Below are 25799 nucleotides of genomic sequence, written 5' to 3' on the forward strand. Positions count from 1 at the left end.
AATAAATTAATGACAATTGAGTCATGTTTCGGAACTGCCATGCCGGATCAGTCACTGCCACGCGATTCCGCGCCCCGCACCCGCCGAGGTGCCCAGACCCGCTCCCGCCTGCTGCGGGCCGCGGAAGAAGCGTTTGGCTCCCGCGGTTACCACAGGGCGGGCATCAGCGACATCACCCTGGCGGCGGGGGTTGCCCAGGGCACGTTCTACTCCTACTTCCGCAACAAGGAAGAGGTGCTGCGGGAGCTGGTGCGCAACATGGGCCGGGATCTGCGCGCGCACCTGGCGGCGGAGATCTCCGACGCCCGTGACCGCCTGGATGCCGAAGCGCGGGGGCTGCGGGCCTTCCTGGCCTACGTGGCCGGCCATCCGTGGATGTACCGGGTGCTGCAGGAAGCACAGTTCGTGGACGAGTCCATTTACCGCGAGTACTACGAGGCGTTCGGCGAGAGCTACCTGCGCCTGCTGGATGTGGCGGAAGCCGACGGTGAGGTGCGCCCGGGGGACAACCGTATCCGCGTCTGGGCGCTGATGGGCATGGCGCACTTTCTCGGGCTTCGCTACGGGCTGTGGGAGCGGGACGTGCCCCTGGACCGCGTCGTGGACACGGTGCGTGATCTGCTCCGGAGCGGCCTGATGACCGGAGAGCACAACAATGAATGAACCGTTGGTAATGGCCACCCGTACCGGGGACGTGGTCCGGCTGACGCTGAACAGACCCGACCGGCACAACGCCCTGGTGCCTGAATTGCTGGACGCCCTGACCGAGGCGCTGGCACAGGCGTCGGCGCATGAGCCACGCGCAGTGGTGCTGGCGGCCAACGGCAGATCGTTCTCCACGGGCGGTGACGTGGCCGGGTTCTATGCCGTTCCCCGGGCGCAACGGGTGGAGTACGCCCGGCGCGTAGTGCGTGCGCTGAACGGTGTCATTCTCCAGCTTCTGCGCCTGCCGGTGCCCACCATCGCCGCGGTGCACGGCGTGGTGACCGGTGGCTCCCTGGGGCTGGTGCTGGCCAGCGATCTGGTGGTCGCCGGGCCGCGCGCGAGCTTCTCGCCATGGTACACCCATGTGGGCTTCAGCCCCGACGGCGGCTGGACGGCGCTGTTGCCCGAGCGGATCGGCCGCGCCCGGGCGCTGGAGCTGCAGCTTTGCAACGGCGCGCTGGACGCGGACACGGCAGCGGCGCTGGGGCTGGTCCAGCGGCTGGCCCCCCACGAGGGCGTTGTGGAGACCGCCCTGGCGCTGGCAGATGAACTGGAGAGCCGCTGGCCGGGGAGCGTGCGCCGGACATTGGCACTGACGCGGCCCGACCCGGTCGCCGTGGAGCGCCGGCTGGAGGCCGAGCTGGACAACTTCCTCGAACAGATCGGGAGTGACGAGGCGGAACAGGGGATGGCTGCCTTTCTTGGCAAGGGGTGAGGGACGAAGACACCCCGAAGTGAATCAGAAACGCGGAGGGCAAGGCCATGGACATGTTCGACCTGCTTGCGCACCGGGCCCGGGTGACGCCCGATGCGCTGGCCGTGGAAGATCTGACCGACGGCACCCGTTACACCTATGCCCAGCTCAACGAGCGGGCCGCCCGTGTCGCCGCGGCGGCGACCGGAACCTGGGGGCTCGATGCCGGTGACCGCCTTGCCTACCTTGGGCACAATCGCGCCGAGTTCTTCGCCCTGCTGTTCGGCTGCGCCAAGGCCGGGGTGATCCTGGTACCGTTGAACTGGCGGCTTGCCGTGCCCGAACTGGACGGGCTGCTGGACGACGCCACGCCCACCGCGCTCATCCATGGTGCCGAGTTCGCCGACGCCGCCGGCACGCTGGCCGGCAGTCGTCCGGCACTGGTCAGTGTGGGCATGGAGGGGGGAGCAGCCGGCGCGCGGGCGTACGAAGACGACATCGCGGCGGCCACGCCCGACCTCGGGCCCCATGCGCCGCGATCACCCGACACCCCGTGGTACCTGCTTTATACCTCCGGCACCACCGGTCGGCCCAAGGGCGTGATCCAGACCTTCCGCATGATGATGGCGAACTACTGGAACATCGGTATTCCCGTGGAGCTGCGGCAGGACGACGTGCTGCTCAACGTACTGCCCATGTTCCACACCGCCGGCATCAACCTGTATTCCACCGCCGTCTTCCTGGTGGGCGGGGCCGTGCTGGTGCAGCGCAGTTTCGAGCCGGAGCAGGCCCTGGACGTGCTGGCGCGGCGGGCCACCGTCTTCTTCGGTGTTCCGGCCGTCTACCAGATGCTCATCGAGCAGCCCGGTTTCAGCGGCGAGCGGCTCGGGCACGTGCGCTCCTGGGGGTGTGGCGGCGCGCCGCTGCCGCTGTCGGTGGCCGAACGTTACGTCGCCCACGGCATCCACGTGCGCACCGGCTTCGGCATGACCGAGACCGGCCCCACCGTGTTCCTGCTGGACGAGGAGCGCGTGCTCGACAAGACCGGCTCCGTCGGGCGGCCCCAGCTGCTGGCGGAGACCCGTATCGTCGACCGTGACGGCAATGACGTGCCCCCGGGCGAGCCCGGCGAGCTGCTGATCCGCGGGCCGGGTGTCACACCGGGCTACTGGCAGCGCCCGGACGCCACCGCGGAGACCATCGAGGCCGACGGCTGGCTGCACAGCGGCGACGTGGCCCGCTGTGATGCGGACGGCTACTACTTCATCGTCGATCGCTGGAAGGACATGTTCATCTCCGGCGGCGAGAACGTCTACCCCGCGGAGGTGGAGCAGGTGCTGCTGCAGCACGACGCCGTGGCCGATGTGGCGGTGGTGGGCATGCCGGACGAGCGCTGGGGCGAAGTGGGTTGCGCGTACGTCTGCCTCGGCGATGGGGGCGCCGCCGATGCCGACGCGCTGCGCCACTGGTGCCGCGAGCGGCTCGCCGGCTACAAGGTGCCGAAGGTGTTCACCATCCGCGATGCGCTGCCGCGCAACGCCCTGGGCAAGGTTCAGAAACAGGAGTTGCGCGACGATGCACGCCGCTGAACTGCAGGCCGTTCACGAGGAACGGGTGTTCACCCAGGCCGACTTCGAGCACTTCGGTGATCTCTCGGGCGATCGCAATCCCATCCACGTGGACCCGGCTTTCTCCGCCGACACCGCGTTCGGGGCCACCGTGGCGCACGGCATGCTGCTGTTCAGCGCGGTGCACGGCCTGGCCGCACGCAGCTGGCCCGGTGCGAAGCTGGTGGCGCAGGATCTCATGTTCCCGGCGCCGACCTATGCCGACGAACCGGTGAGCATCGCCCTGGAGCCCCTGTGGCAGGAAGATGACGACTGCTGGCGCGTCGCCACCCGCGTGGAGAAGGCGGACGGGCGCCGCGGGCTCGATGGTCAGTGCCTGGTCAGGTTCGGCGGGGAGGCGCAGTCATGAGCGCCGTACTCGACGCGTTCCACCGGCTCGCCGTGGGTGACACCGCCTCCCTGGTGCGCACCTACTCCGCCGAGGATGTCCGGCAATGGGCGGCGCTGGCGCGTGCTCCGGAGCCGGCAGACGGCGTTCCGGAGCCCCTGCTGGCGGGCCTGTTCTCCTGTCTGCTGGGCGAGACCCTGCCGGGGCACGGGACCAACTACCTGAAGCAGCACCTGGAGGTGGTCAGCCCGGCGCAGGTGGGGGAGGCCATTACGGCGCGTGTTGTCATCACCCGGTTGCGCCCGGACAAGGCGCTGGTGAACCTGGACACCGAGTGCACCGGCGTCGATGGCCGTGTGGTATGCCGGGGTGACGCGCTGGTGCTGTTCAAGCGGTAACCGGCGCTCCCCCAAGCGGCGCCGGCTCAGGCACAATGGCGGTTCCAGCTAGGTGATGGAGCCCCACCATGGCCGATGTCATTCCGCTGCAGCGGCGCCAGCGCCGGCAGCGCAAACGCGAAGGTGACACCCTCTGCCGCGCCGGTCGCCACCGCTGGGAAGTGGTGACCGAGTCCCGTTTCGACGTGCGCGAAGGGCGCCTGATGACCGTGCTTCGCTGTTCGCGCTGCGGCCGGGAACGGACCGAGCGGCGCTGATGATCGTCCTGGATCAGGTCTCCCGCGCGTTCACCGAGGGCGGCCGATCGCGGGTGGTGCTGGACCGGTTCTCCGAGACGGTCGCCACCGGCGAGCGGCTGGCGGTGGTCGGGCGTAGCGGTGTCGGCAAGTCCACCCTGCTGAACCTGCTTGGCGGCATGGACGTGCCCGATGCCGGCCGGGTGCACATCGGCGATGCCGAGCTCACCGCCATGAACGAGCGCGAGCGCACACTGCTGCGCCGCCACCGTATCGGTTTCGTGTTCCAGTTCTTCAATCTCATTCCCACCCTGACCGTCACCGAGAACCTGCTCATGCCGCTGGAGATGACCGGCGGTGTTGATACGGCCGGCCGGCAGCGGGCGCGGGGCCTCCTGGAACGCGTGGGGCTGGCGGATCGCGAAGAAGCGTTCCCCGATGCGCTCTCCGGCGGTGAGCAGCAGCGCATCGCCATTGCCCGGGCGCTGGTGCATGCGCCGGACGTGCTGCTGGCCGACGAGCCCACCGGTACCCTCGACGAGGACACGGCCGAAGAGGTCCTGGCACTGCTGGACGAGCTCACCGGCCAGGGGCAGGTGACCGTGGTGCTCGTGACCCACAGCATGGCCGTGGCTCACCGCATGGATCGCGTGCTCAGGCTCGGGGGTGGCACTGGCTGATGGCGTTGCTGTCACCGCGCTCCCTGCTGCTGCGCGCGAGTCTGCGCTACCTCTGGCGCCACCCGTGGCAGCTCGGGCTGGCGCTGCTGGGGGTGGCCGTCGGCGTTGCCGTGGTGGTGGCCGTGGACCTGGCCAACCAGAGCGCCTCGCGGGCGTTCACCCTGTCCACCGAGGCATTGACCGGCGAGGCGACCCACCAGGTGGTGGCCGGCCCGGAAGGCATCCCCGAAGACTGGTACGTGGCACTGCGGCGCGACCACGGCCTGCGACCCGCTGCACCGGTGGTGGAAGGGTTTGTGCGCCTGCCGGAGCGGGACGATCGCAGTCTGCGGGTGCTTGGCGTGGACGTGTTCGCCGAGGGCGGCATGCGCCCCGCCATTGGTGGCATCACCGGCCGCGTGCCGGTGGGGGAGCTGCTGGCCTACCCGGACGGCGCGGTGATGCTGGCGTCGGACCTGGCCCGGCTGGAGCTGGAGCCGGGTGAACCGCTCACCGTCCGCCACCGGGGGCGGGATCACACCCTGCGGATACTGGACGGGATGACGCCGCAGCGGGAGCTGGATGCCACCGGCCTGCGGGATGTGGTCATCATGGATATCGCGGCGGCCCAGGAACTGCTGGGCCGGGAAGGGCGCCTGGACCGGGTGGATTTCGTGCTGGACGAGCGGCGTCTGGCGGTGTTGTCCGAGCTGCTGCCGGATGGTGCGCGGCTGGTGGAGGCGGATCAGCGCGCCGCCTCCCTGGCACAGATGACCGACGCCTTTCAGCTCAACCTGCAGGCGTTCAGCCTGCTGGCCCTGGTTGTGGGCGCATTCCTGATCTACAACACCATGACCTTCTCGGTGGTGCAGCGCCGGCAGCTGCTGGGCATGCTCCGCGCCACCGGCACCACCCGCGGCGAAGTGTTCCGGGTGATTCTGCTGGAAGCCGCCATCATCGGGGTTGTCGGCACGGCCGCCGGGCTGCTGCTGGGGCTTGCCCTGGCCACGGTCCTGGTGGACCTGGTGACCCGGACCATCGACGACCTCTACTTTGCGCTGGCCATCCGGGAGCTCAGCGTCGATCCGGCGTCGCTGCTGCGCGGGGCCCTGCTCGGCGTCGGCATGACTGTTGTCGCCGCGCTCGCGCCGGCGCGGGAAGCGACCGCCATCCCGCCCCGGGCGGCGCTGAGCCGCTCGTTCCTCGAGCATCGCCGCCGCCGCTGGCTGCCACTGCTCAGCACCGTCGGGCTGGTGCTGGGCGCGCTCGGCGTGGTGCTGCTGGCGGCCACCGGGGAGCAGCTGGCACCGGCGTTTGCCGGGCTGTTCGCGCTCATCGTCGGCATGGCGCTGCTGGTGCCGCCGTTGCTGTTCCTGAGCGTGCGCCTGCTGGCGCCGGTACTGGGCGCCTCGGCCGGGTATCTCGGGCGCATGACCGCGCGCGGCGTGGGCGCAAGCCTCTCGCGCACGGGGGTGGCCGCCGCCGCGCTTACGGTGGCGGTGTCCGCCGTTATCGGCGTCGGCGTCATGGTGGACAGCTTCCGCACCACTTTCGCGGACTGGCTGGATGCCACGCTGCACGCGGACGTCTACGTCTCGGTGCCGGGCGGCGGGGCCATGGAACCGGACCAGCGCGAGCGACTCGAAGGGGTGGACGGCGTCGATTTCGTCACCCGGTCGCGCTTCGTGCGGGTCGGCGCCGGTGACCATGACGCCCGGCTGCGGGTGTTCGACATCCCGCCGCCCGCCGAGGATGGTTTCCGTTTCCGGGCCGGCGACCCCGGGAGGGCCTGGCAGGCGTACCGGGACGACGGGGCGGTGTTCGTCACGGAGCCCTATGCCTGGCACCACGGGGTCGCCGTCGGCGACACCATCACCCTCGGCACCTCCCGCGGCGAACGCGCCTTCCCGGTGGCGGCCGTGCTCTACGATTACGGGACCTCGGAGGGGGCGGTTATCATGGGGCGCGAGACGTACGACGGCCACTGGGATGACCCGGCCGTGGACAGCCTCGGCGTGTACGCCAGCGACGGTGTCTCCACGGAGGCGTTGCGGGAGCGGCTCCAGGGCGCGGCCGCAGAGGGTGAGCAGTTGTTGCAGTTCCAGTCCAACCGCGAGATCCGTGCGCTGTCCCTGGAGATCTTCGATCAGACGTTCACCATCACCCAGGTGCTGCGGATGCTGGCGATTCTCGTGGCGGTCACCGGCGTGTTGAGTGCGCTGCTGGCGTTGTCGCTGGAGCGGGCCCGGGAGTATGCCGTCCTCCGCGCGGTTGGGGTCACACCACGCGAACTCGGGGGGCTGGTCACCGCGCAGAACGCCCTGGTGGGCGTGCTCAGCGGCCTGTTCGCCATACCGCTGGGGCTGGGCCTGGCGGCGGCGCTGATTCTTGTGATCAACCAGCGCTCCTTCGGCTGGTCCATGGACCTGGCCGTCGATCCCTGGATACTGCTGCAGGCCCTCGGGCTGGCTCTGGTTGCGGCGCTGGTGGCCGGGCTCTATCCGGCCTGGCGCATGGCCCGCACCACGCCGGCCCTGGCAATGAAAGAGGACTGACCCATGGCAACGGACCCCGAACACCGACCCATCGGACGGCGCATGCGCTGGCAGCTTGGCGTCACCGTCGTCGCGGTGCTGGTGTTGCTGCTCCTGCTACGTATGTGGTCCGGTGAGGACGACGCGGATACCCCCGAGGCGGACGGGTTCGACGTGACCGGGGCGCTGTCCGGGGAAGAGGATGCGGCCGGCTTTGCACGTGTCACCGGCCCCGAGCCCCTGTCGTTCCCGGAAGACCACGGCCCCCATCCTGATTATCGCCATGAGTGGTGGTACGTCACCGGCAATGTGCGCGATGACGATGATCGCCATTTCGGCTTCCAGGTCACCCTGTTCCGTTTCAACGTCGCCGCCGATCCGCCGGAGCGGGAGGCGGCGCTGGCCACCAACCAGCTGTGGATGGGGCATCTGGCCATTACGGACACCGAGAGCGGCGAGTTTCATCACCGTGAGCGGTTCGTGCGCGGGGCGGCGGGGCTGGCCGGCGGTGTCGCGGAGCCCTTCCGCGTCTGGGTAGAGGACTGGGAGATGACCGGCGAGGGGGACGACATGATGCCGTTGCGGCTGCAGTTCCCCGATGACGAGCTGGGCCTGGATATTCTGCTGGAGCCGCGCAAGGACCTGGTGCTCCAGGGCGAGGACGGCTACAGCCGCAAGGGGCCGGAGGCGGGCAACGCCTCCCGGTACTACTCCTATACCCGCCTGGCGGCGTCCGGGGAGCTGACGGTGGGCGACGCCACCCACGGGGTCAGCGGACAGGCGTGGATGGACCGGGAGTGGGGCACCAGCACGCTGAGCGAGGAGCAGGCGGGGTGGGACTGGTTCTCCATACAGCTGGAGGACGACCGGGACATCATGTTCTACCACCTGCGCCGGGATGACGGCTCCATCGACCCCCTGAGCAAGGGGGTGCTGGTGGCACCCGACGGCGAGAGCCGGGTGCTGTCGCTGGACGACGTGGCGCTGGAGCCGGAGCGGCACTGGGAGAGCGACGATGGCACCCGGTATCCGGTCGCCTGGCGCATGCAGCTACCGGAGGAGGAGCTGGATCTCCGGCTTGAGGCGGTCGTGGACGACCAGGAGCTGCGAGGCGCCTTTCGTTACTGGGAAGGCGCCATCCGCGTCACTGCGGAGCAGGGGCCGGACGGGGTGGGCTACGCCGAGCTGACCGGCTACTGACCGGCGGCGTGCCCTCGTCCACCGGGCCGTTTCAATAGGCCTTGAGGACGGTGTCGCGGAGCTCGCCGATGATGGCGCCCCGGGCGGCGGGGTTGCGCCGGCGCAGGGGGAGCAGCACGGCCTCCATGAGCGTCATCAGGGTCTCGCTGCGCGTCTCCAGATCCGCCACGGACCGCTCGCCACGCTCCCGCGCCAGCCCCGCGAGGCACTGCTGGAGCAGTTGTCGCAGCTTGTCTTCCTGGCGACCGAGCTGCTCGCGGAAGACCCGGTTGACCGCACTGTTGTATGGCTCCTGCCAGTACCCGGCGATACCGTCGGCAATGCGCTCGTCCTCGGCCAGGGCCGAGACACCCCGGAAGAAGGTGTCGAGCTGCTCCCGCGGCGTTGCGGCCGCCTGCATCGGTGCGATGATGTGTTCGTCGAACAGTGACTCCAGGCCCTCGAGACATTCCCTGAAGAGGGCTTCCTTGCCGTCGAAATGCCAGTAGAGGGCGCCCTTGCTGAGGCCAACGGCCCGGGCAATGGTGTCGATGGAGACGCCGTCGTAGCCATGGCGGCCAAACAGCCGGAAGGCTGCGTCGCGAACGGTGTCCCGGGTCTGTTTCTGGTTGCTCTTCATTCCATCGTGCGTAACCGGCAACGGCGTGGCTGTTGTCATTTTGGTATCGCTTCAGATCGGGTTGCCCCCGAAGCGGTGGGGCAACGTCTATAGTATCAGCCTGTCAGAAGTTACAGGTATGCCAGTCTGACGGCCAACAAGCTGTGATCTGGTTGGCACAACGGGTAATCAAGCGATCATTAACGCTTTCTGGTTGGGTCGCACGGTGATGGCGGGGGTCAGGAGACAGCGGCCTGACTGAAATAGCGGGCCAGGTACTGCTCGAAGGTGAGGGTGTCGGCCTGTTCCACGGCGGCCTGTTCTGCCAGGGATTCGCGGCTGGCCGCTTCGAATCGTGCCCGGGTGTCGGGATCCAGGGGGTGGCTCTTGAAGGCCTGCTCGTGGCCCCGTGACTGCCGCATGGCGAATTCGATGAAGTTCTCGCCGTTGCCGCGCATGCTCTCAAGCACGCGCGCCGACGGGGTGCGGTCGGTGTCCCGAACGCTGGCGTGGTAGAGCGCCACGGCATCGCCGTAGGGTGTATCCGTGCGGGTCTGATCCAGCAGTTCGGCGATGCAGGCAAGGTCGCGGCAGATGGTGTCCGCCCATTCCTGCAGGCGGATCCCGCCCTGGCCGTCATCCAGCATCAGCTCCGGGTCACGGCCCTTGCGGGCCACCAGACCCTGATTCTGGTTGATGCGACCCTGCTCGCGGGCGGAGATCGGGGGGCTGTCTTCCAGCAGGCAGTAGACCAGCAGCGCTTCCAGGAAGTGCAGCTGGCTGGCCACCACGCCCACCGGGGCGAACGGGTCCAGGTCCAGGGCGCGGATTTCCACGTACTCCACACCCGCACGGCGCAGCGCCCGCGTGGGCTTCTCGCCGGAGCGTGCCACCGCCTTGGGGCGCACGAAGCTGTAGTATTCGTTCTCGATCTGCAGCACGTTGGTGTTGAGCTGCCGCCATTCGCCATCCACCCGGGCGCCGATCTTTGCCCACTCCGGGTCTTCGGTGCTGATGGCACGCTCCAGGCTGCCCACGTAGGCGTCCAGATCGTTGTAGGAGATGTTCAGGCCCGCCTGGGCCTTGTTCTTGTAGCCCACATCGCTCATGCGCAGCGAGGTGCCGTAGGGCTCGTAGAACGTGTAGGCGTCGAATTCCCCGAACCCCGGATTGTCGCCACCGGTAAACGACTTGCACACGGCCGGCGACGCACCGAACAGGAACGGGATCAACCAGCCGAAACGCTGGAAGTTGCGGATCAGCCGGAAGTAGGCGTCTGAGATGAACGTCTGCAGGTCGCGCGTGTCGCCCTCGTGTTCCTTGAGCACCTCCCAGAACGCGCTGCTGAACGAGTAGTTGAAGTGGATGCCGGAGATCGCCTGCATGGCGCGGCCGTAGCGCCAGTCCAGCCCGCGGCGGTAGACGTGCTTCATCATGCCCACGTTGGACTCGCCGTACCAGGCGATGGGAATGGAGGCGTCGCCGCCGACAATGCAGGGCATGCTGGTGGCCCACAGCAGCTCGTCACCGATGTTCTGGTAGGTGAAGGTGTGGATGTCCTCGAGAAATGCCAGTGCGCTGGAGATCTCGTGCTCCGGCGGCGTGATGAACTCCAGCAGCGCCTCGGAATAATCGGTGGTGATCCAGGGGTGCGTGAGATTCGAGCCCAGCGCCCCGGGGTGGGGCGTCTGGGCGATGTGGCCGTCCCGGTCCACGCGCAGGCTCTCTTTCTCCAGCCCCTTCAGGCTCCCGCGCAGAAGCCCGCGCTGATGGGTGTTCAGAAGACTGGCTAGCCGTTTCTCTGCGTTCCGGACCATTGGTCGCGATGCCCCCAGCTGGTGCGCGAACCGGGATTGTGCATGGACTGGTCAGGAATTGGAATGCTCAGCCGCCGGCATTGTCCAGATTGGCCAGTACGATCTTGCCCGTGTGGACGCCGGATTCCATCAGTTCGTGGGCCTCGCGCGCCTGATCGAAGGGCCTGACCGTATCCACCACGGGCTTGAGCCGGCCTTCGGCGAAGAACGGTGCCAGGCGCTCGGTGAACAGCTGCGCCAGGCCGATGCGGCGCTCCAGGGGGAGCGAGCGCATGGTCATGGCGCGCAGGGTGAGGCGCTTGAACAGCAGGGTACCCATGTCGATGCTGTCGTCGCGGCCGGCCATGATGCCCACCACCACCTGGGTGCCCTCCGGGCGCAGACACGCCATGTTCTCCTCCAGGTAGCCGCTGCCCCCGACCAGGTCGAGGATGACGTGGGCACCGGGACCGGTGTGCTGGCGCACGGCGTCCACCAGTGGGCCGTCCTGCTCCGCATGGGCGGCGTCCAACCCCCAGTGGCGCACGGCGTTCAGACGCTCCATGGACCGGCTGGTGCCCAGGGAGCGCGCCCCGAACGCACGGGTGAGCTGCATGGCGGCGATGCCGATACCGGATGTGGCGGCACGGATCAGGCACCAGCCACCCGGTTGCAGGCCGCCCTCCAGGAAGATGGCGCGGTAGGCGGTGAGAAACGCCTCGGGCACGGCGGCGGCGTCGGTGATGCTAAGGGATGCGGGCACGGCGATGGTCTCGCGCTCGTTCACCACCACCTGTTCGGCGTAGGCACCGCCGCCCACCAGCCCCATGACGCGGTCGCCGGGCTGCCGGCCCTGGACATTGCTGCCCACTTCGGTGACCACGCCGGCGTATTCGAGGCCGGGGACGTCCGGGTTGGTGCCGGGCGGGGCGGGATAGAGCCCCTGCCGTTGGAGGATATCGGCGCGATTGAGGCCGATGGCCTGGACGGCAATGCGGACATCCGTGGGACCCATCTCCGGGGGCTGGGTCTCGCGCAGCTCCAGAACGTCGGGTTTGCCGGGCTGGGTAATGGTCCAGGCCTTCATGGTGGTCTCCTCCGGTTGTCATGTTCTTGTTGAAAGTATCGTCAGCCGCCCGAAGCGCGCCAGCGAACGCGCCAGTCTCGGGAGGATCGGTGACGGCGTCAATGGCCGCCGGAAACGTGACCGAGTTCGCTTGCCGCGGGGGGCTCGCGCGCGGTATGATGCACCGCATCAATGTACAGACTGGTCTAGTCGAGGTAGGCATGGATACACCAGCGAACCTGTTGGGTTTCTGGGGCTCGGAGCCGGTGATCCGGCGTCTCTGGGCGAGCGAGCACGAGGACTGGTGCGAGCATCTTCTGCGGCTGGGTCCCCAGGACCGGCGCGATCGATTCGCCGGTGTGGTCAGCGATGCGTTCATCCGCAGCTACTGTGCCCGCGTGGATCCGTTCTCGCTGACCCTGTTCGGGGCTTTCGTGGACGGTGAGCTGCGGGCCGTGGGCGAGTTCGCCATGCTGAGCCACGACGCGCCACGGCGGGCGGAGCTGGCCTTCAGCGTGGAGTCGGGCTGGCAGAACCGCGGCCTGGGGACGGCGCTGTTCCGGCGGCTGGTGATGCATGCCCGCAACCGCGCCGTGTCCCGGGTGTACATCGTCTCCGAACCGGGCAACCGCCGCATGCACCGCATCGCCCGCAAGTTCGACATGACGCTCTCGGCGGAGTACGGCGAGACGGCCGGCCGCATGGAGCTGCTGGGGCCGTCGTACATGTCGGTCATGGAAGAGATGATGGAAGAGGGCATGGCGCTGTTCCGCAATGCCCCGAGGCTGCCCCTGCCGGGTGAGTAATCCCTGAGCAGGGTCAGAGCATCCCGGTCTGCAGCTTGGCCGCGTCGGTCATCATGTCCGCCGACCACGGCGGGTCGAACACCAGTTCCACGTTGCAGACTTCCACGGTGGGGACCAGCTCCACCTTGTGCTTGACGTCGCTGGCGATGATGTCGCCCATGCCACACCCCGGCGCGGTCAGCGTCATCTGGATGTCCACCTTGCGACGTTCCCCATCCAGCTTTTCGATGTTGCAGTAGTACACCAGCCCCAGTTCCACGATGTCGATGGGAATCTCCGGGTCGAAGCAGGTGTGCATCTGATCCCAGACGAGATCTTCCACGTCCTTGTCCGACGCGTTCTCCGGCAACTCCGGCAGCGGCGTGGGCTCCTTGCCGATGGCGTCTGCGTCCACACCCGCGATGCGGAACAGGTTGCCCTGGATGTAAACGGTGTAGCTGCCGCCGAGCGCCTGGGTGATCACCCCCTCGACGCCTTCCGGAATGGTGCCCGACTCCCCGGCCGGGATGACCACCGCGTCGCAATCGCGATTGAAGATAACGGGTTCACCGTTCGGGCTGTACATGCGTAATCCTCCGGCGGCCGACAGTGGCGCCAGTCTGGCGTTTCGAATCCGTACTCAGCGGGTCCGGATTATACCAGCCCGGGCGCCACCGTGTCCCGACGGGTCAGTCCAGATCGATGCTGGTGCTCCCGGGAAGCCGGGTCACGAAGTCGGGACCCATGAGCCGGGAGGGGGTGGTTGCGCCGGGCGCCACGTCCGTCTCCAGCAGATGCCGCACCACCGCCAGCGCACCGTGGGTGGTGACGTCGTAGCCATTCGCGGTGCGTACCCGCGCGGTGCGGATGTCACCCCGGTCGTTCACGACTTCACCCCAGACGTGGGTCGGTGTCTTCTTCCGGCGCGCTGCATCCGGGCCCTGAATCCGTGCCGCGCGGCGTTGCAGGAAGCGCTGAACCGGGCCGGTGGCGAGCAGGGGGCGGATCCAGTTCGCCCGTGCCAGGCGGCGGGCAGTGCGTGGCGCCATGGGGATGTAGGTTTCGATGTTGGGGATGGCGGTGGTGTAGTACGCCGTGGCGATATCGCCCCAGGGGATGGTGACCGCGGTCTTCGGCCCGTCGCCGAAGTCGATGTTGAGGGTCTTCCAGCCCAGCGGCACCTGACGGATGACGCCGTCGATGCGCGCACGTCCGCCGCCGGCCAGCCCTTCCATGGCGGTGCGGGCCGTGCCCGGGCTGGGGCCGGAGCGGGAGTCGAAGCCAAGCCGCAGGTGAGTGGCGTCCGGCAACGCCGCCTTCAGGGTTGCGGCAATGCAGTCCGTGGGGATGACGTCGAAACCGACACCGGGGCAGACGACGATGCCGGCCCCGCGGGCGTCGGCATCGCGCCCGTGGGCGTGTTCGAAGACATCCACTTCGCCGGTGATGTCCAGATAGTGCGCACCGTTGCGCAGGCAGGCGTCCAGCATCGGCGCGCTGGTGGCCGAGAAGGGGCCGGCGGCCAGCAGCACCAGGCTGATGTCGCGAAGCCCCTCGTCGAGCGCCGCGGGGTCGTCCAGTGTGAACGCTCGCCAGTCCAGCCCGAGCTCGCCGGCCATTGATTCCAGCGCCTCCGCGTTGCGCCCGGCGAGTATCGGCGTGAGTCCCGCATCCCGCGCCGCAGTGGCAATCAACCGTCCGGTGTAGCCGGTGGCGCCGTAGAGCATCCACGTCCTGCCCATGAACCGCTCCTTCATTGTTGCATTTTGGAAAGTGGTCGGTGACCGTAATGAAACGAGAAGTCGATTTCCATGCAGGCGGTCACAGCCGCCGATCACCAGGGGGAAAGAGCGCGATGTGGAACCGTGATGGCGGTCGCCGGAAGCAGTGGAAGATTGCCGTGCTGCCGGGCGACGGGATCGGCCCCGAAGTCATGGCCGTGACGGTGCGCGCCCTCCGGTCCCTGGCGGAGCAGGGCGGCCCCTCCATGGAGCTGACGGAGTTTCCCTGGCCTTCACATCAGTGGCACCGTGAGCACGGCAGTACCATGCCAGCGGACTGGAAAGCGACCCTGGCCCAGTACGACGCCATCCTCCTCGGGGCACTGGGCGACCCCGGCCCTACCAGCGACCCGGACCGCTACCTGCTGCCCGACGCCGTCTCGCTGGGCCCGTTGCTGGACATCCGCAAGGGGTTCGACCAGTGGGCGTGTGAACGCCCGGCGATGCTGCTCGAGGGCGCGCCGCAGTACCTCGCGGACGAGCGCGCCAGGGATCTCGACATGATGGTGATCCGCGAGAACAGCGAGGGCGAGTACGTGGGGCAGGGCGGGCGCCTCGCCCCGGGCACGCCGCGGGAAGTCGCCACGCAGATGGAAGTGTTCACGCGCGCCGGCGCGGAGCGCATCTTCCGCCACGCCTTCGAGCGGGCCGTGGCCCGCGCCGCCGAGCGCGAGGCCGGCACCCGGCGCAATCGCGAGTTCCCGTTGGCGGATGGCGGTGTTGCCCGGGCGCAGGTGTGCCTGATCACCAAGCGCAACGCCCTGCGTTACTGGGGCGAGATGTATACCGAGGTATTCGAGCAGGTGGCGTCCGACTACCCGGGGATCGCTACCCACCACGAACTGGTGGACGCGGCCTGCATGAAGTTCGTCATGAGCCCCTGGAACTTCGACGTGGTGGTCGCGAGCAACCTGCAGGGGGACATCCTCACCGACCTGGCCGCAGTGCTGAGCGGCGGCATGGGCGTGGCGCCGTCATGCAATCTCAACCCCGCCGACCGTCGGCAGCCGCCCATGTTCGAGCCGACCCACGGCAGCGCCCCGGATATTGCCGGCCGGAACCTGGCCGGCCCCCAGGCCATGCTGCTCACGGCGGCCATGATGCTCGCCTGGATGGGTGAGGAGGACGGCCGCGCGGCGCGTGCCGCCCAGCGGCTCCGCGATGCGGTGGAGGCGGATCTGCGGGTACACGGCACCATCCAGCGTGAAACCACGGCCATCGGCGATGCCGTGCTGGCCGCACTGTCATGATCGTCAGCGCGCCGCACACGGCGGTCTGCGCGCGCATGAGCCGGTTTGAAGCGCCGCGAAACCGGGGTGTACACTCACTGACTCATTTTTCTCTCCGATTCAAGGAGGTTCACCATGGCTAATGCGGCTGGTCAGTTGTCGCCCCTCATGAAGCAGTCTTCGGGCATCAATGCGGCGCGCGCCGAAGGCATGTATATCTACGATGAGTCCGGCCAGCGCTACATGGACTTCACCTCCGGCATCGGCGTGACCGGCACCGGGCACTGCCACCCGAAGGTGGTGGCCGCGGCGCAGAAGCAGGTGGCCACGCTGGTGCATGGCCAGTACGCCATCATGAAGCACCCGCCGCTGCTGGAAATGGCGGAGAAGCTCGGCGAGCGCATGCCCGAGGGGCTGACGTCGGTCTTCTTCTCCAACGCCGGCACCGAAGCGGTGGAGGCCTCCATCCGCCTGGCACGTCAGGCCACCGGCCGGCCGAACATCATCACGTTCCAGGGCTGCTTCCACGGCCGCACCATGGGCTCGTTGTCCACCACCACGTCCAGCGTGGGGCTGCGCGCGGGGGTTCAGCCCATCATGGGTGGCGTGGTGGTCGCGCCGTTCCCCAATGCTTTCCGGCTGCGGATGGACGAGAAGACCGCCACCGAGCACTGTCTGCGCGAGCTGGACAACATCCTGCACACCCAGTCGGCGCCGGCCGAGACGGCTGCAATGCTGATCGAGCCCATCCAGGGCGAGGCGGGTTACGTGCCGGCCAACACCGAATTCATGAAGGGCCTGCGCGAGATCTGTGACCGTCACGGCATTCTGCTGATGATGGACGAGGTGCAGGCGGGATACGGCCGCAGCGGCCTGTTCTGGGGGCACCAGCACTTCGACGTGGTGCCGGACGTGGTGATCAGCGCCAAGGGGCTTGCCAGCGGCTTCCCGCTGTCGGCCATGGTGGCGCGGCAGGACATCATGGAAAAGGGCTGGCCCGGATCCCAGGGCGGCACCTACGGCGGCAACGCCGTGGCCTGTGCCGCGGCACTGGCGACCCTGGAAGTCTACGATGAAGAGAATCTGGTCGAGAATGCCGCCGTGCAGGGGCAGCGGCTGCGCAAGCATCTGGATGAGATCCAGGCCGACAACCCGGCCATCGTCGACGTGCGCGGCAAGGGCCTGATGATCGGCACGGAGATTGCCGATGCCGATGGCAACCCGGACGGTGAGCGCGCCGCGCGGATTCTCCAGGAAGCGGAGAAGCGTGGGCTGGTCATGATCCGCTGCGGGGCCTATGGCGGCCAGATCATCCGTTGGCTGCCGCCGTTGATCGTCAACGGTGATCAGATTGATGAAGGTGTGAACATCTTTGCTGACGCGCTCAAGGCATCGGCGTAGCATGCCCAGTCGACCGGGCCGGGGTATGCTGCCCCGGCCCGCCGTATTCAGGGCCGGCGCGTTGCCGTCCGATGTAACTGAATGGTAAGGGTTTGCAGAGCAACCCGAGGAGAACCGGAGACCCATGGATCTTGCTTCGATTCGCAACGCGTATCGCCGTTACGCCAATCACTACGATCGTGTCTTCGGCCCGGTCTTTGCCCAGGGGCGGCGTTTCGCCATCGAGACCCTGAACGAAAAGCCGGGGCAACGGGTGCTGGAAGTGGGCGTGGGCACCGGCATCTCTCTGCCGGACTACCACCCCAGTACGCGTATTGTCGGCATCGACATCTCGCCGGAGATGCTGGCAAAGGCCGAAGTCCGCGCCCGGGAGGAGTGTCCGGAAGGGCAGGTGGAAGACCTGCTGGTGATGGACGCCGAGGAGCTGGATTTCCCGGACAACAGTTTCGACAGCGTCGTTGCCATGTATGTTGCCTCGGTGGTGCCGAACCCGGACCGCCTGGTCAGCGAGATGCGCCGCGTCTGCAAGCCGGGCGGGGATATTCTCATCGTCAACCACTTCGCCTCGCGCAACCCGGTGCTGCGTGGCCTCGAGAAGGGGCTGCGGCCGCTGTCCAAACTGGTCGGCTTCCGGCCCGACATGGATCTGGATACCCTGCCGCAGCACGAGGGCTTCGAGCGGCTGTCCGTGCGCAAGGCCAATCTCTTCGGTTACTGGAAGCTGGTGCACTACCGCAACGGTGATGTCGCCGACGAACAGGACGACGCCCCGCGCGCGGCCGTGGGCCGGTAACCCGCGCCTGACACTGGCCGGGATGGCGCTCAACGGCGCCATCGCCTGATCGGAGCGCGTCTCCACCGTGGACGTCATTCTTACCATCGCACTGCCGTTCTTCGCCCTGATCTTCACCGGCATGATCGCGGGGCGCACGCCGCTCATGCCCGGCGAGACGATCACCGGGCTCAACAAGTTCGTGTTCTTCTTTGCCCTGCCGGCACTGTTGATCAGCAGCATCGCCGAGGCGCCGGTGGAGGATCTGGGCGACCCGGCGCTGTTTCTGGCGTGGCTGCTGCCCGGGGTGGCGTTGTTTGCCCTGACCTACTGGCTCATGCGCGCCCTGTTCGGCGGCAGCGCCGGGCGGCGCGCGGTGCAGGCGCTGGCAGCCAGTTTTGCCAACGTGGGCTTCGTCGGACTGCCGCTGGTGATCGCCGCGCTCGGCAACGAGGCCACGCCCGCTGCGGCAGTTGTCATCGTGGTGGATACCGCGATCATGATCGGCATTGCCACGGCCATCATCGAGGTGGACAAGGGCGGCAGCGGCAGCCTCATGCGGGCCGTGCGCACGGCGGTCCAGGGCGTGGTGCGCAACCCGCTGATCGTCGCCTCGGTCTTCGGCACACTGCTCAGTGCCTTCGCCGTGTCCATCCCCGGGCCGGTGTTCTCCTACCTGGAGCTGCTGGGTGCCGCCGCGGGGCCAGCCGCACTGTTTGCGCTGGGCGCGACCCTGGCGCGTCAGCCCCTGGGCGAGCAGGTCGGCGCGACCGGCATCATCGTCTTTCTCAAGCTTGTGGTGCACCCGGCGCTGGTGTGGGGAGCGACCGTGCTGCTGGGTCTGCCACCCACGTGGCAGGCAGCGCTGGTGATCATGGCATCGCTGCCCGTGGCGGCGAACGTCTACGTCCTCGCCCAGCGCTACCAGGTGAACGTGGCCGGTGCGTCCACGGCGATCCTCGTCTCCACGGTCATTGCCGTGGCCACGGTCTCGGTGGTGCTGCACCTGATACTGGAGTAGGCAGGCAGGGCTTTATCGCCGGGACGATTCCCGGTACATTCCAGAGTTGGAAGGCAGCCAAGGAACAGGCTGGCTTGGATAACACAGGGAGAAGTGACCATGAGCATGCAGGATGCGGATAGCCCGCAAATCCCCGAGGCGTTGTTACGACAGGCCGATGTCACGACGCCCGACACCCACCGTTGTTTCCGCATCAGACTTCCCGGGATTCCCATCAGCCGGATCGAGGTTGAGTCGCTTGAAAGCGAGCAGCACGCAGTCAACGACGACTACGTGTTCACAGTGCTCGTCAGCATTCTCGGCGTATCGCCGTCTCCGGATGAGCTGTTGGGCGGGCCGGCCACACTGGCGTTGAGCCTGGAGCCGGATCCGGCCGTGGTTCATGGCGTGGTGACGGCGGTCGAGGATGTAGGTGAGCGCGCCTCAATGCGCCAGCAGCGGATCGTGCTGCAATCGCCGCTGAGCCGGGCGGCGCGGCGTGTGACCGACAGGGTGTTTCGCCGACACACGGCCGTAGACATTGTTCGCAGTGTGCTCGAAGAGGATGTCGACGGTCTTGCCGATATTGTCGTTGACGTGGAAGACGAGCCCCCGCCGCTGCCAATGACGGTACAGCACGGTGAAACGGACCTGGCATTCGTCCGGCGTGTGTTGTCTCGGGCGGGGCTATGCCTCGTGGTACGCCAGGACAGAGAGAGTGCCTCGATCGTCATTGGTGATCGGCTGGAGGGGGCGGGCGAAGGCGAGGACGAAGGCTGGCCACTGCAGCTGCGCTACGAGCGTCAGAGCGGGCAGGTCAGGGCGAGTGGTGACACGGTATACGCTCTCCGGGACCGATCCTCCGAGCAGCCCACGCGTGTCGAGGTCAGGGATTTTGACCCGGACCACCCGGATGAAACCCGTCCCGGTGAGGCGTCGAGCGCACTCGGGAGCGACGGTGGGCGGCTGCACGTCCACGGTCAGTCCAGGGGTGGGAACGATGCGCGGGCGTCCTACGCGGCGCTGGTGCAGGCCGGATACGATAGCAAGCGACGAGAGGTGGAGATCCAAACCGGGAACCCCAGGCTTGCGCCCGGGGTGCGTGTGACGATTGGTGGCCATCCACTGGAGAGGGTCAACGACACCTACGTTGTCCTGGAAGCCACTCATCAGGGCAACCAGGCAGACGTCATTCACGGCGATACGGGCGGAGAGCGGGCGACCTACACCTGCGTGGCTCGACTCATTCCTGCTTCGATCGGTTATACGGGCGTGCCCGAGCCGCAGCGAACAGAACCGGGATTGATGGTTGGCAGGGTTGAAGGGGCGTACGAAGACCGGGCCGACCTCAATGACGAAGGGGCCTATCGGGTAAGGCTCGGGCTGGATCAGGGCGATGCCCCGGAAGCCGACGCCAGCCCACGCGTGCGTCTGATGCAGCCGTACGGCGGTGAACAGTCTGGGATGCATTTTCCTTTGCAGGCGCGCACTCAGGTTGCCATTGCCGGATTGAATGGCGATGTGGATCGTCCTGTCATCCTCGGTGCACTTCCGCACGCCGGCCAGAACCCGCCAGTCACCACCGCGAACCCCTACGAGCATGTGCTAAGGACGCCGGCCGGGCACCAGCTCACCATGGACGATAAACCGCGCCGTGAACGGGTCTCGCTCGCTGGCGCTCAGAACGCCGGTCGTCTGACTATGAGCGCGGATCCGGAAGAGCGGCTCGTTTCACTGAAAACCGAACAGGGAGATCTTGAGCTCCACGCCGGACAGGACATGAACGTCAGCGTCGGTGGCGACCGCGCGGTGGAGGTGGGCGGCGAACATACCGTCACCGTCGGCGATGACTACGTTCTCCGCACTGAGGAAGGCGGCATGGAATGGAATGCAGGCGGCGCCCTCGATGTGGCCGCGGAAGAAGGGGACCTGCTCCAGGAAGCGACGGACGGTTCGGCCACCATGCGGTCGCACGGAGAGATGCTGCTCGAGGCGGGGGATGGTCTGACGGTCACCGCCACGGAAGGCGATACGGTGGTCATGTCGGAGTCAGGATCGGTGGCGTTCGAGGTTGAGGGGGATCTGGAGTTATCCAGTGCCGGCGATATGAGAATCGGCAGTGGGATCACGATTCGGGAGAATGGTGATCTGGCCGTGAAGGGCGAGAACATCGACTTCAGTGCTGGCCGAATCACGATCACCGCCGACGAGATCAACAGCAACTGAATGACAACGGCAGGGAGTCGCCGTGATGAATCGCCTGGGAAAGCAAGCCTTGCCGGAAGCGTCGTTGGCGCTGAATGGCCGGGAATATCGAGTAACCATTCTGGACGTTCGGGAGTGGGTTTCCCGGCCGTTTCGCTGCTGGGCCTACGTGGCGCTGGATGAACACACCGATGCGCCGGATCCGGATGCCGTGGTGGGCCGCGAAGCGGTGCTGCGCTGGAGTAACGGCGACTGGGGAGAGCGTCACCGTGGCGGTTTGGTGACGAGCCTGCGTGGTGGAGACTGCCCGGACACCGGCCGCAGGTATTTCGAGGTCGTGGTGGAGCCGCGGTTGGCCTCTTTGCGTAACGGAGAGGATACCTGTCTCTTTACCCGCGTCAATGTCGATGCCTTCGTTCAGGAGCGACTCTCCGGTGTTGGCTACGGCCCGCCACACGAGCTGGTCTGGCGGGCTACAGGGGTGCCTTACCGGCGCCTTCTGCTACAGGCGCAGGAAAGTGAGTTCGAGCTGCTCCAGCGCACGCTGGCTAGGGCGGGCGTCTGTTACGCATGGGATGACGGGCCTGCTGAGCAGGTCCGGTTCGTTGATGATTCCCGCGACCTGCCCCTGAGGGAGGAGGTGATCTCGCTCTCGCCGGAGTTGACCCCTGTGGCTCCGTTCGGAGAACACGGGTTCAACCGTTATCGTATCGGCAAGCGCCTCGTGCCCGATCCACCACCCCTGGTTCATGAGCGCCTTTGGGAGGATGGTGGCACCGTTGCCCGTGTGCGCCAGCAGCGTGCCGAGGCCGAGCGTTACCTGTTCCGCGCGTGGGGGCCGCAGGCGGACCTCCGGGCCGGACTGCGGATCAAGGTCCAGGGGCTGTCGCGCTCAGGAGATGCGCTTGATCCTGCGGAGATGGGGTTGCAGCTGATTACCTACGCGCACCATCGTCTCAGTATCGAAACGGACGACCAGGGCGCGCGGAAGAAGGTGAGTGTTGTCCGTGGCGGTTACGAAGTGTATGTCGAGGGGGTTCCGGACTCCATCGTCTACCGCCCCCCGGAGCCCCGTGTCCGTCCGCGACCGATGGTGATGAGTGCGAAGACGGCTTCCCAGAGCCCTGACCGTCCGGATGCACTCCGGAACGGCGGGGTTCGTGCTCAGGTGGCCGATCATGGTGACCACGATCAGCCTCTGGCGCGCATGACGCCTTACAACAGTGGTGGACGCCGCAAACCTGGCTGGTATACGCCTTTGACGGCGGGCAACCGTGTGCTGGTGTCCTGCCTCGATCATGATCCCGACATGCCAGTGGTGATGGGCGTCATTTCCACTGCCCGTAATCGCCATATCGCCGCCGCTTCTGCGGGGCGGCACGGTGGTTATGTGACGAACGCCGGGCAGGGGTTGCGGATCGAGGGCGCCGGCAGGCAACAGGCTGAGGACAGCCGCGTCATGCTGCATACCGTGAACGGCGACGGCGTATTCGAGATCTCGTCCGCCGGTGAGCGGATCGAGCGGGATCTCATACGCCTGGCGACCGAGCGGGGATTGCTTGAGCTCGAAAGCGGTGGCGACCAGGCCGAGCGGGCTGGTCACCGCCGGTCAGATACGGTCGGCAGCAGCGAGCGAATGACCATTGGTGATGGATTTCGCCTCCGGGGCGAATCGGATGTCCATGTCCGCTCAGCCTCGGCGCTGCGCATGGTGGGGCGAGAGGGGGTCAACCTCGCCAGCGCTGCCCGCCTGCAGATGACGGCCAGCCGTGCCATTCGTGTGGAAGGCGGTGATGGTGCCCGCGTTCGGCTGAACGGTGGCAATGGTGTGTGGCGTACCCTCGGTGGCGCCGCCACGTTGCAGGGCGCACGGGCAATCAGCCTGACAAGCCGTAACGGTAAGGTGACGTTGCGAAATGCTGCCGGCACCGCAGCCGTTGCCGTGCACAGCGATGGCCGTGTCAGATTTCAGGGCGAGCGCATACAGGTGAGCGCAAGCGGCGCAGTGAACTTCTCCGGCGACATGGACTACCGGGCAGGGGCTACAGTGCAGGAGCCCTCCATCAGCCTGATCCCCGGCGAGCCTACGCCACTCCCGAAGGTCACCGGCGGAGGTGCCGCCCGTATTCACGCCCTCGACTGGCCGAGGTGGATGGAGCCGGAGCAGACCGTGCCGGTTTCGTTCACCGCCGAGCGTTTCGAGGACGGCGACATCGCGACGGTTAAACTCTATCGCGCTGACGGCAGTGGACGAAGGATCGGAGAGCCGATCGCGGAAGAGTCCGTCACACTTGCGGCAGGACGCACTCTGTACCAGACCGAACTCACCATCCCCTCAGGTGGTGGCGGATGCTGTGACCCGGGAGCGGCCTCTGCCGGTTTGCGCTTCGACGTGGAAGCGGAAGGGACTCGCAGCCTGAGCCTCTCCGAGGTGGCGACGATCAGGCAGGGCGTGTGGTTCCGGTTCGAGGACGTGCCCGGCGTCGACCCGGGCATCCTCAAGGGCTGGTTGCGGCAGATGCCACAGGACGATGACGAAACAGGGGAGCCGGGGCCGTGGCATGACACCACCGTTGCCGCGGACGGCCTGTTGCGTTTCCCGCCCATGGATAGTGGTCGACCCATGGAGCTGCGACTGGCGTATCGGGTGGATCCGGAGCGCCACGGCGGCACCGAATGGATCGATGCGGGCATCTATGCCCTGGTCGGCGATGATCTGGATGCCGAGCATCGCGTCACTCCCGGTACGCCCTGTGTGTTCCAGATCGACGGCCCCCTGGCCGAGCCATTGACCATCCGTTGTCTCCCACCACCGGTGATGGTCAACCTGCGCCCTGACCCGGATAACGCCCCGGAGCCTGAGTACCGCCTGACCGATGAGCAGCTCGACTACTTCAAAGCGCTGGGGAATGCGGTTCTTTTCATCCACGGTTATCAGGTTGATCAGGGCACCCTGCCTGACGTCATTCGCGGGGCGAGCCTGGAGCAGATCAGCCTGACAACATATCGATGGGAGGCGGAAACGGACAGTCTGTTGCGTCGGGGCTCCGCACTTGATGAGGAGCTCATGGAAGCAAACTGGCCCAGGCTGAGCTATCAGCCGTGGGGGTTGCGGGACTATGTGCTGGAGCCGCGACTTGACGCGGCGGCCGAGCTGAACGGCACCGGCGCCTGGCGCTGGCTACTGAGCATGGAGCACAACCTGAACCGCGCCGCGGGCCTGGACGACGGTGACACCGACGAGTGGCGCTGGGACCGTTACACGCGGTGTGTCGGTGTGACCTGGAGCGGGGATCACGGGGCGACGGCCTTCAAGGATTCCGAGGTCAACGCGGTGACAGCGGGGCGGCGCCTCGTTCCGCTGATAAGGCAATTGCATCAGGCCGGTCTTGGGATCAGCCTCGTGACCCACTCTCTGGGCGCCCGTGTTGCGCTCTCCGCACTGAACATCCTCGCCCAGGCCGGGGAAGAGGGCATCGTCGGCAACGTCGTGCTATGGCAGGCGGCGGTTGCACAGACAGCGTTACTCCCTGACCCGGACCAGGCCCGGCCACATGGTGGCGATACCCAGGGGGAACCCGATGAAGCGCCCCTGCGGGATGTGCTCGGCACCGCCAACTTTCCGCTGGCCTACAAGGCGGCGGAAAGGACGCTGGTCCTCCATACCAACCAGGACAACATCCTTGGCGACCATGACGACGGATCCGCATGGCACGCCTGGACGGAGGGCGAGCATGCAGAGCTTCTCGGCGGGGCTGTCGGTGGCTGGTATCGGAATCGCGAGGTCTGGCTGTCGATGGAGCGTGCCCTCGAGCCGATTCTGAGACCCTTGCTGGGCGATCTCTATCGACCGGTCCAGCTGAATCCCTGGCCAGAGGAAACGCAGAGGCAGTACGCGCGGCGGGTCGAGCGGTTTGTCGAGACCATGCCGGTGCGTGAAGCCTGGAAGCGGGTGCGTGATGCAATGATCCGGGAGATGGACCGGATCGAGCAACGGTATTCGAGGGGCGGGCCTCTGCTGGTCGAGTACGACCTGTTGGAACCGATTTCCATGGACGGCGAGCTTCTCTCCAGATCCAACCCGCAACACGTTGCCCGGCTTAAGCGGTACATGGATGGCCTGTTCCTGTGTTGGCTGGCGCGGTTCAACCGGCTCGACTCGCATGCGCTCGGCCATCACATGATCGATACGTCCCTGCTCGACGACGTGATTCAGGGCCAGTTATCGACCCGCAGCCTGCTGCGGGGCGTAGGGAGGGTGGTCGGCACGGTCGTCGCATCTGTCGGGTTGGGCATCATGAGTTGGTACAGGAGCGTACCGAAGTCCATGCCGGCGCTGGGGTATGCAAGACCATATAGAACAGGCGGTGTTGATGCTCTCGAACAGGAAGGTCGATTGTGGTTCGTCGATCAAGAGGACCTTCTGAGAACACACAGTGGCATGCGTGTTCCCGAGGGGTTGCATAGTCGAGAAAGAGACGGCAACACGCTCTTTGAGCGGATTTATCAGGAAGAAATAGTGGAGGGTTCCCTGATGCGCTCCATGGCTTTCGGCAAGTGGACACGGGAAGAATGAAATCGCCGAGAACGGTTCTTGTAATACTCCTGTCCACTGCGGGCGCCTTCTTTTTTGTCGTGCCCAACTCCACGTGGGATCACGTTCAGCTGGGCTGGCCGCAGCCGGGGCCGGCGCAGGTGGTCAGTGTCTCGGAGGACGGGCGCTGGGTGGTGAGCTCGCACGCGGACAACCGGATTGTGCTGTGGGATGTCGAGGAGCGGCGCAG

The 25799-nt window shown here is 67.0% G+C and carries 22 protein-coding genes; 17 read left to right on the forward strand and 5 right to left on the reverse strand.

What is annotated here, in order from left to right; genetic code table 11:
• Positions 1-39 precede the first annotated feature (39 nt).
• The 9 genes from BMZ02_RS15675 (at position 40) to BMZ02_RS15715 (ending at position 8382) form a co-directional block, all read left to right on the forward strand.
• Positions 40-663 carry a TetR/AcrR family transcriptional regulator gene (locus BMZ02_RS15675; RefSeq protein WP_091645580.1) on the forward strand — a complete coding sequence of 208 codons (624 nt, stop codon included), beginning with the start codon at positions 40-42 and terminating at the stop codon, positions 661-663.
• Entirely contained in the window at positions 656-1420 is a 765-nt protein-coding gene (locus tag BMZ02_RS15680; protein ID WP_091645582.1) for an enoyl-CoA hydratase/isomerase family protein, read from the forward strand. The genes BMZ02_RS15675 and BMZ02_RS15680 overlap by 8 nt, the downstream gene beginning before the upstream one ends.
• 47 nt (positions 1421-1467) lie before the next feature.
• Positions 1468-2988 (forward strand): AMP-binding protein, encoded by a 1521-nt coding sequence (locus tag BMZ02_RS15685; RefSeq protein WP_091645583.1) that lies wholly within the window; start codon positions 1468-1470, stop codon positions 2986-2988.
• A complete protein-coding gene (locus BMZ02_RS15690; RefSeq protein WP_091645585.1) occupies positions 2975-3376 on the forward strand; it encodes a MaoC/PaaZ C-terminal domain-containing protein in 402 nt (133 codons plus the stop codon). Before BMZ02_RS15685 ends, BMZ02_RS15690 begins: the two co-directional genes overlap by 14 nt.
• A complete protein-coding gene (locus BMZ02_RS15695; protein WP_091645587.1) occupies positions 3373-3753 on the forward strand; it encodes a hotdog family protein in 381 nt (126 codons plus the stop codon). The genes BMZ02_RS15690 and BMZ02_RS15695 overlap by 4 nt, the downstream gene beginning before the upstream one ends.
• A 68-nt stretch (positions 3754-3821) precedes the next feature.
• Positions 3822-4010 carry a hypothetical protein gene (locus BMZ02_RS15700; RefSeq protein WP_091645589.1) on the forward strand — a complete coding sequence of 63 codons (189 nt, stop codon included), beginning with the start codon at positions 3822-3824 and terminating at the stop codon, positions 4008-4010.
• The gene (locus tag BMZ02_RS15705) at positions 4010-4669 is read left to right on the forward strand and encodes an ABC transporter ATP-binding protein (RefSeq protein ID WP_091645591.1); all 660 of its coding nucleotides are present in this window, start codon (positions 4010-4012) and stop codon (positions 4667-4669) included. Before BMZ02_RS15700 ends, BMZ02_RS15705 begins: the two co-directional genes overlap by 1 nt.
• A complete protein-coding gene (locus BMZ02_RS15710) occupies positions 4669-7203 on the forward strand; it encodes an FtsX-like permease family protein (protein ID WP_091645592.1) in 2535 nt (844 codons plus the stop codon). The genes BMZ02_RS15705 and BMZ02_RS15710 overlap by 1 nt, the downstream gene beginning before the upstream one ends.
• A gap of 3 nt (positions 7204-7206) precedes the next feature.
• The gene (locus BMZ02_RS15715) at positions 7207-8382 is read left to right on the forward strand and encodes a lipocalin-like domain-containing protein (RefSeq protein ID WP_245754051.1); all 1176 of its coding nucleotides are present in this window, start codon (positions 7207-7209) and stop codon (positions 8380-8382) included.
• 31 nt (positions 8383-8413) lie between these two features.
• Here the strand turns inward: BMZ02_RS15715 and BMZ02_RS15720 are convergent, their stop codons facing one another.
• The 3 genes from BMZ02_RS15720 to BMZ02_RS15730 all read right to left on the reverse strand — a co-directional run bounded on the left by BMZ02_RS15720 (position 8414) and on the right by BMZ02_RS15730 (position 11863).
• The gene (locus BMZ02_RS15720) at positions 8414-9040 is read right to left on the reverse strand and encodes a TetR/AcrR family transcriptional regulator (RefSeq protein WP_139209242.1); all 627 of its coding nucleotides are present in this window, start codon (positions 9038-9040) and stop codon (positions 8414-8416) included.
• A gap of 179 nt (positions 9041-9219) precedes the next feature.
• Positions 9220-10797 (reverse strand): glutamate--cysteine ligase, encoded by a 1578-nt coding sequence (gene gshA, locus BMZ02_RS15725; protein WP_091645596.1) that lies wholly within the window; start codon positions 10795-10797, stop codon positions 9220-9222.
• Between the two features lie 67 nt (positions 10798-10864).
• The gene (locus BMZ02_RS15730; protein WP_091645598.1) at positions 10865-11863 is read right to left on the reverse strand and encodes an NAD(P)H-quinone oxidoreductase; all 999 of its coding nucleotides are present in this window, start codon (positions 11861-11863) and stop codon (positions 10865-10867) included.
• A gap of 200 nt (positions 11864-12063) precedes the next feature.
• Here BMZ02_RS15730 and BMZ02_RS15735 point away from each other — a divergent pair, with 200 nt between their 5' ends.
• Positions 12064-12648 (forward strand): GNAT family N-acetyltransferase, encoded by a 585-nt coding sequence (locus BMZ02_RS15735; RefSeq protein WP_171909957.1) that lies wholly within the window; start codon positions 12064-12066, stop codon positions 12646-12648.
• A 13-nt stretch (positions 12649-12661) separates the two neighbouring features.
• Here BMZ02_RS15735 and sufT read toward each other — a convergent pair whose 3' ends face one another.
• Together sufT and BMZ02_RS15745 are read right to left on the reverse strand one after the other, a co-directional pair.
• Positions 12662-13213 carry a putative Fe-S cluster assembly protein SufT gene (gene sufT / locus BMZ02_RS15740; protein ID WP_091645601.1) on the reverse strand — a complete coding sequence of 184 codons (552 nt, stop codon included), beginning with the start codon at positions 13211-13213 and terminating at the stop codon, positions 12662-12664.
• A 103-nt stretch (positions 13214-13316) separates the two neighbouring features.
• Positions 13317-14369, reverse strand: a complete 1053-nt coding sequence (locus BMZ02_RS15745; protein WP_216110873.1) for a saccharopine dehydrogenase family protein — start codon at positions 14367-14369, stop codon at positions 13317-13319.
• A gap of 113 nt (positions 14370-14482) precedes the next feature.
• On the opposite strand from BMZ02_RS15745, the gene BMZ02_RS15750 reads away from it, so the two are divergent.
• The 7 genes from BMZ02_RS15750 to BMZ02_RS18890 form a co-directional block, all read left to right on the forward strand.
• Positions 14483-15658 (forward strand): isocitrate/isopropylmalate dehydrogenase family protein, encoded by a 1176-nt coding sequence (locus tag BMZ02_RS15750; protein ID WP_091645604.1) that lies wholly within the window; start codon positions 14483-14485, stop codon positions 15656-15658.
• A 114-nt stretch (positions 15659-15772) separates the two neighbouring features.
• Positions 15773-17038, forward strand: a complete 1266-nt coding sequence (locus BMZ02_RS15755) for an aspartate aminotransferase family protein (protein WP_091645606.1) — start codon at positions 15773-15775, stop codon at positions 17036-17038.
• 124 nt (positions 17039-17162) lie between these two features.
• On the forward strand, positions 17163-17831 hold the full coding sequence (locus BMZ02_RS15760) for a class I SAM-dependent methyltransferase (RefSeq protein WP_091645607.1): 669 nt from the start codon (positions 17163-17165) through the stop codon (positions 17829-17831).
• Positions 17832-17898: 67 nt separating this feature from the next.
• The gene (locus tag BMZ02_RS15765) at positions 17899-18831 is read left to right on the forward strand and encodes an AEC family transporter (protein ID WP_245754052.1); all 933 of its coding nucleotides are present in this window, start codon (positions 17899-17901) and stop codon (positions 18829-18831) included.
• Positions 18832-18930: 99 nt separating this feature from the next.
• Positions 18931-21036, forward strand: coding sequence for a type VI secretion system Vgr family protein (locus BMZ02_RS15770; RefSeq protein WP_091645609.1), 2106 nt, complete (start codon positions 18931-18933; stop codon positions 21034-21036).
• A 25-nt stretch (positions 21037-21061) separates the two neighbouring features.
• Complete coding sequence (locus tag BMZ02_RS15775) at positions 21062-25591, forward strand: phage late control D family protein (RefSeq protein WP_091645610.1); 4530 nt, start codon at positions 21062-21064, stop codon at positions 25589-25591.
• Positions 25588-25799: hypothetical protein (locus BMZ02_RS18890; protein ID WP_216110875.1), on the forward strand; the 212-nt coding region annotated here is incomplete at its 3' end. The genes BMZ02_RS15775 and BMZ02_RS18890, both read left to right, overlap by 4 nt.

It is taken from the genome of Aquisalimonas asiatica, assembly GCF_900110585.1.
Classification (GTDB): domain Bacteria; phylum Pseudomonadota; class Gammaproteobacteria; order Nitrococcales; family Aquisalimonadaceae; genus Aquisalimonas; species Aquisalimonas asiatica.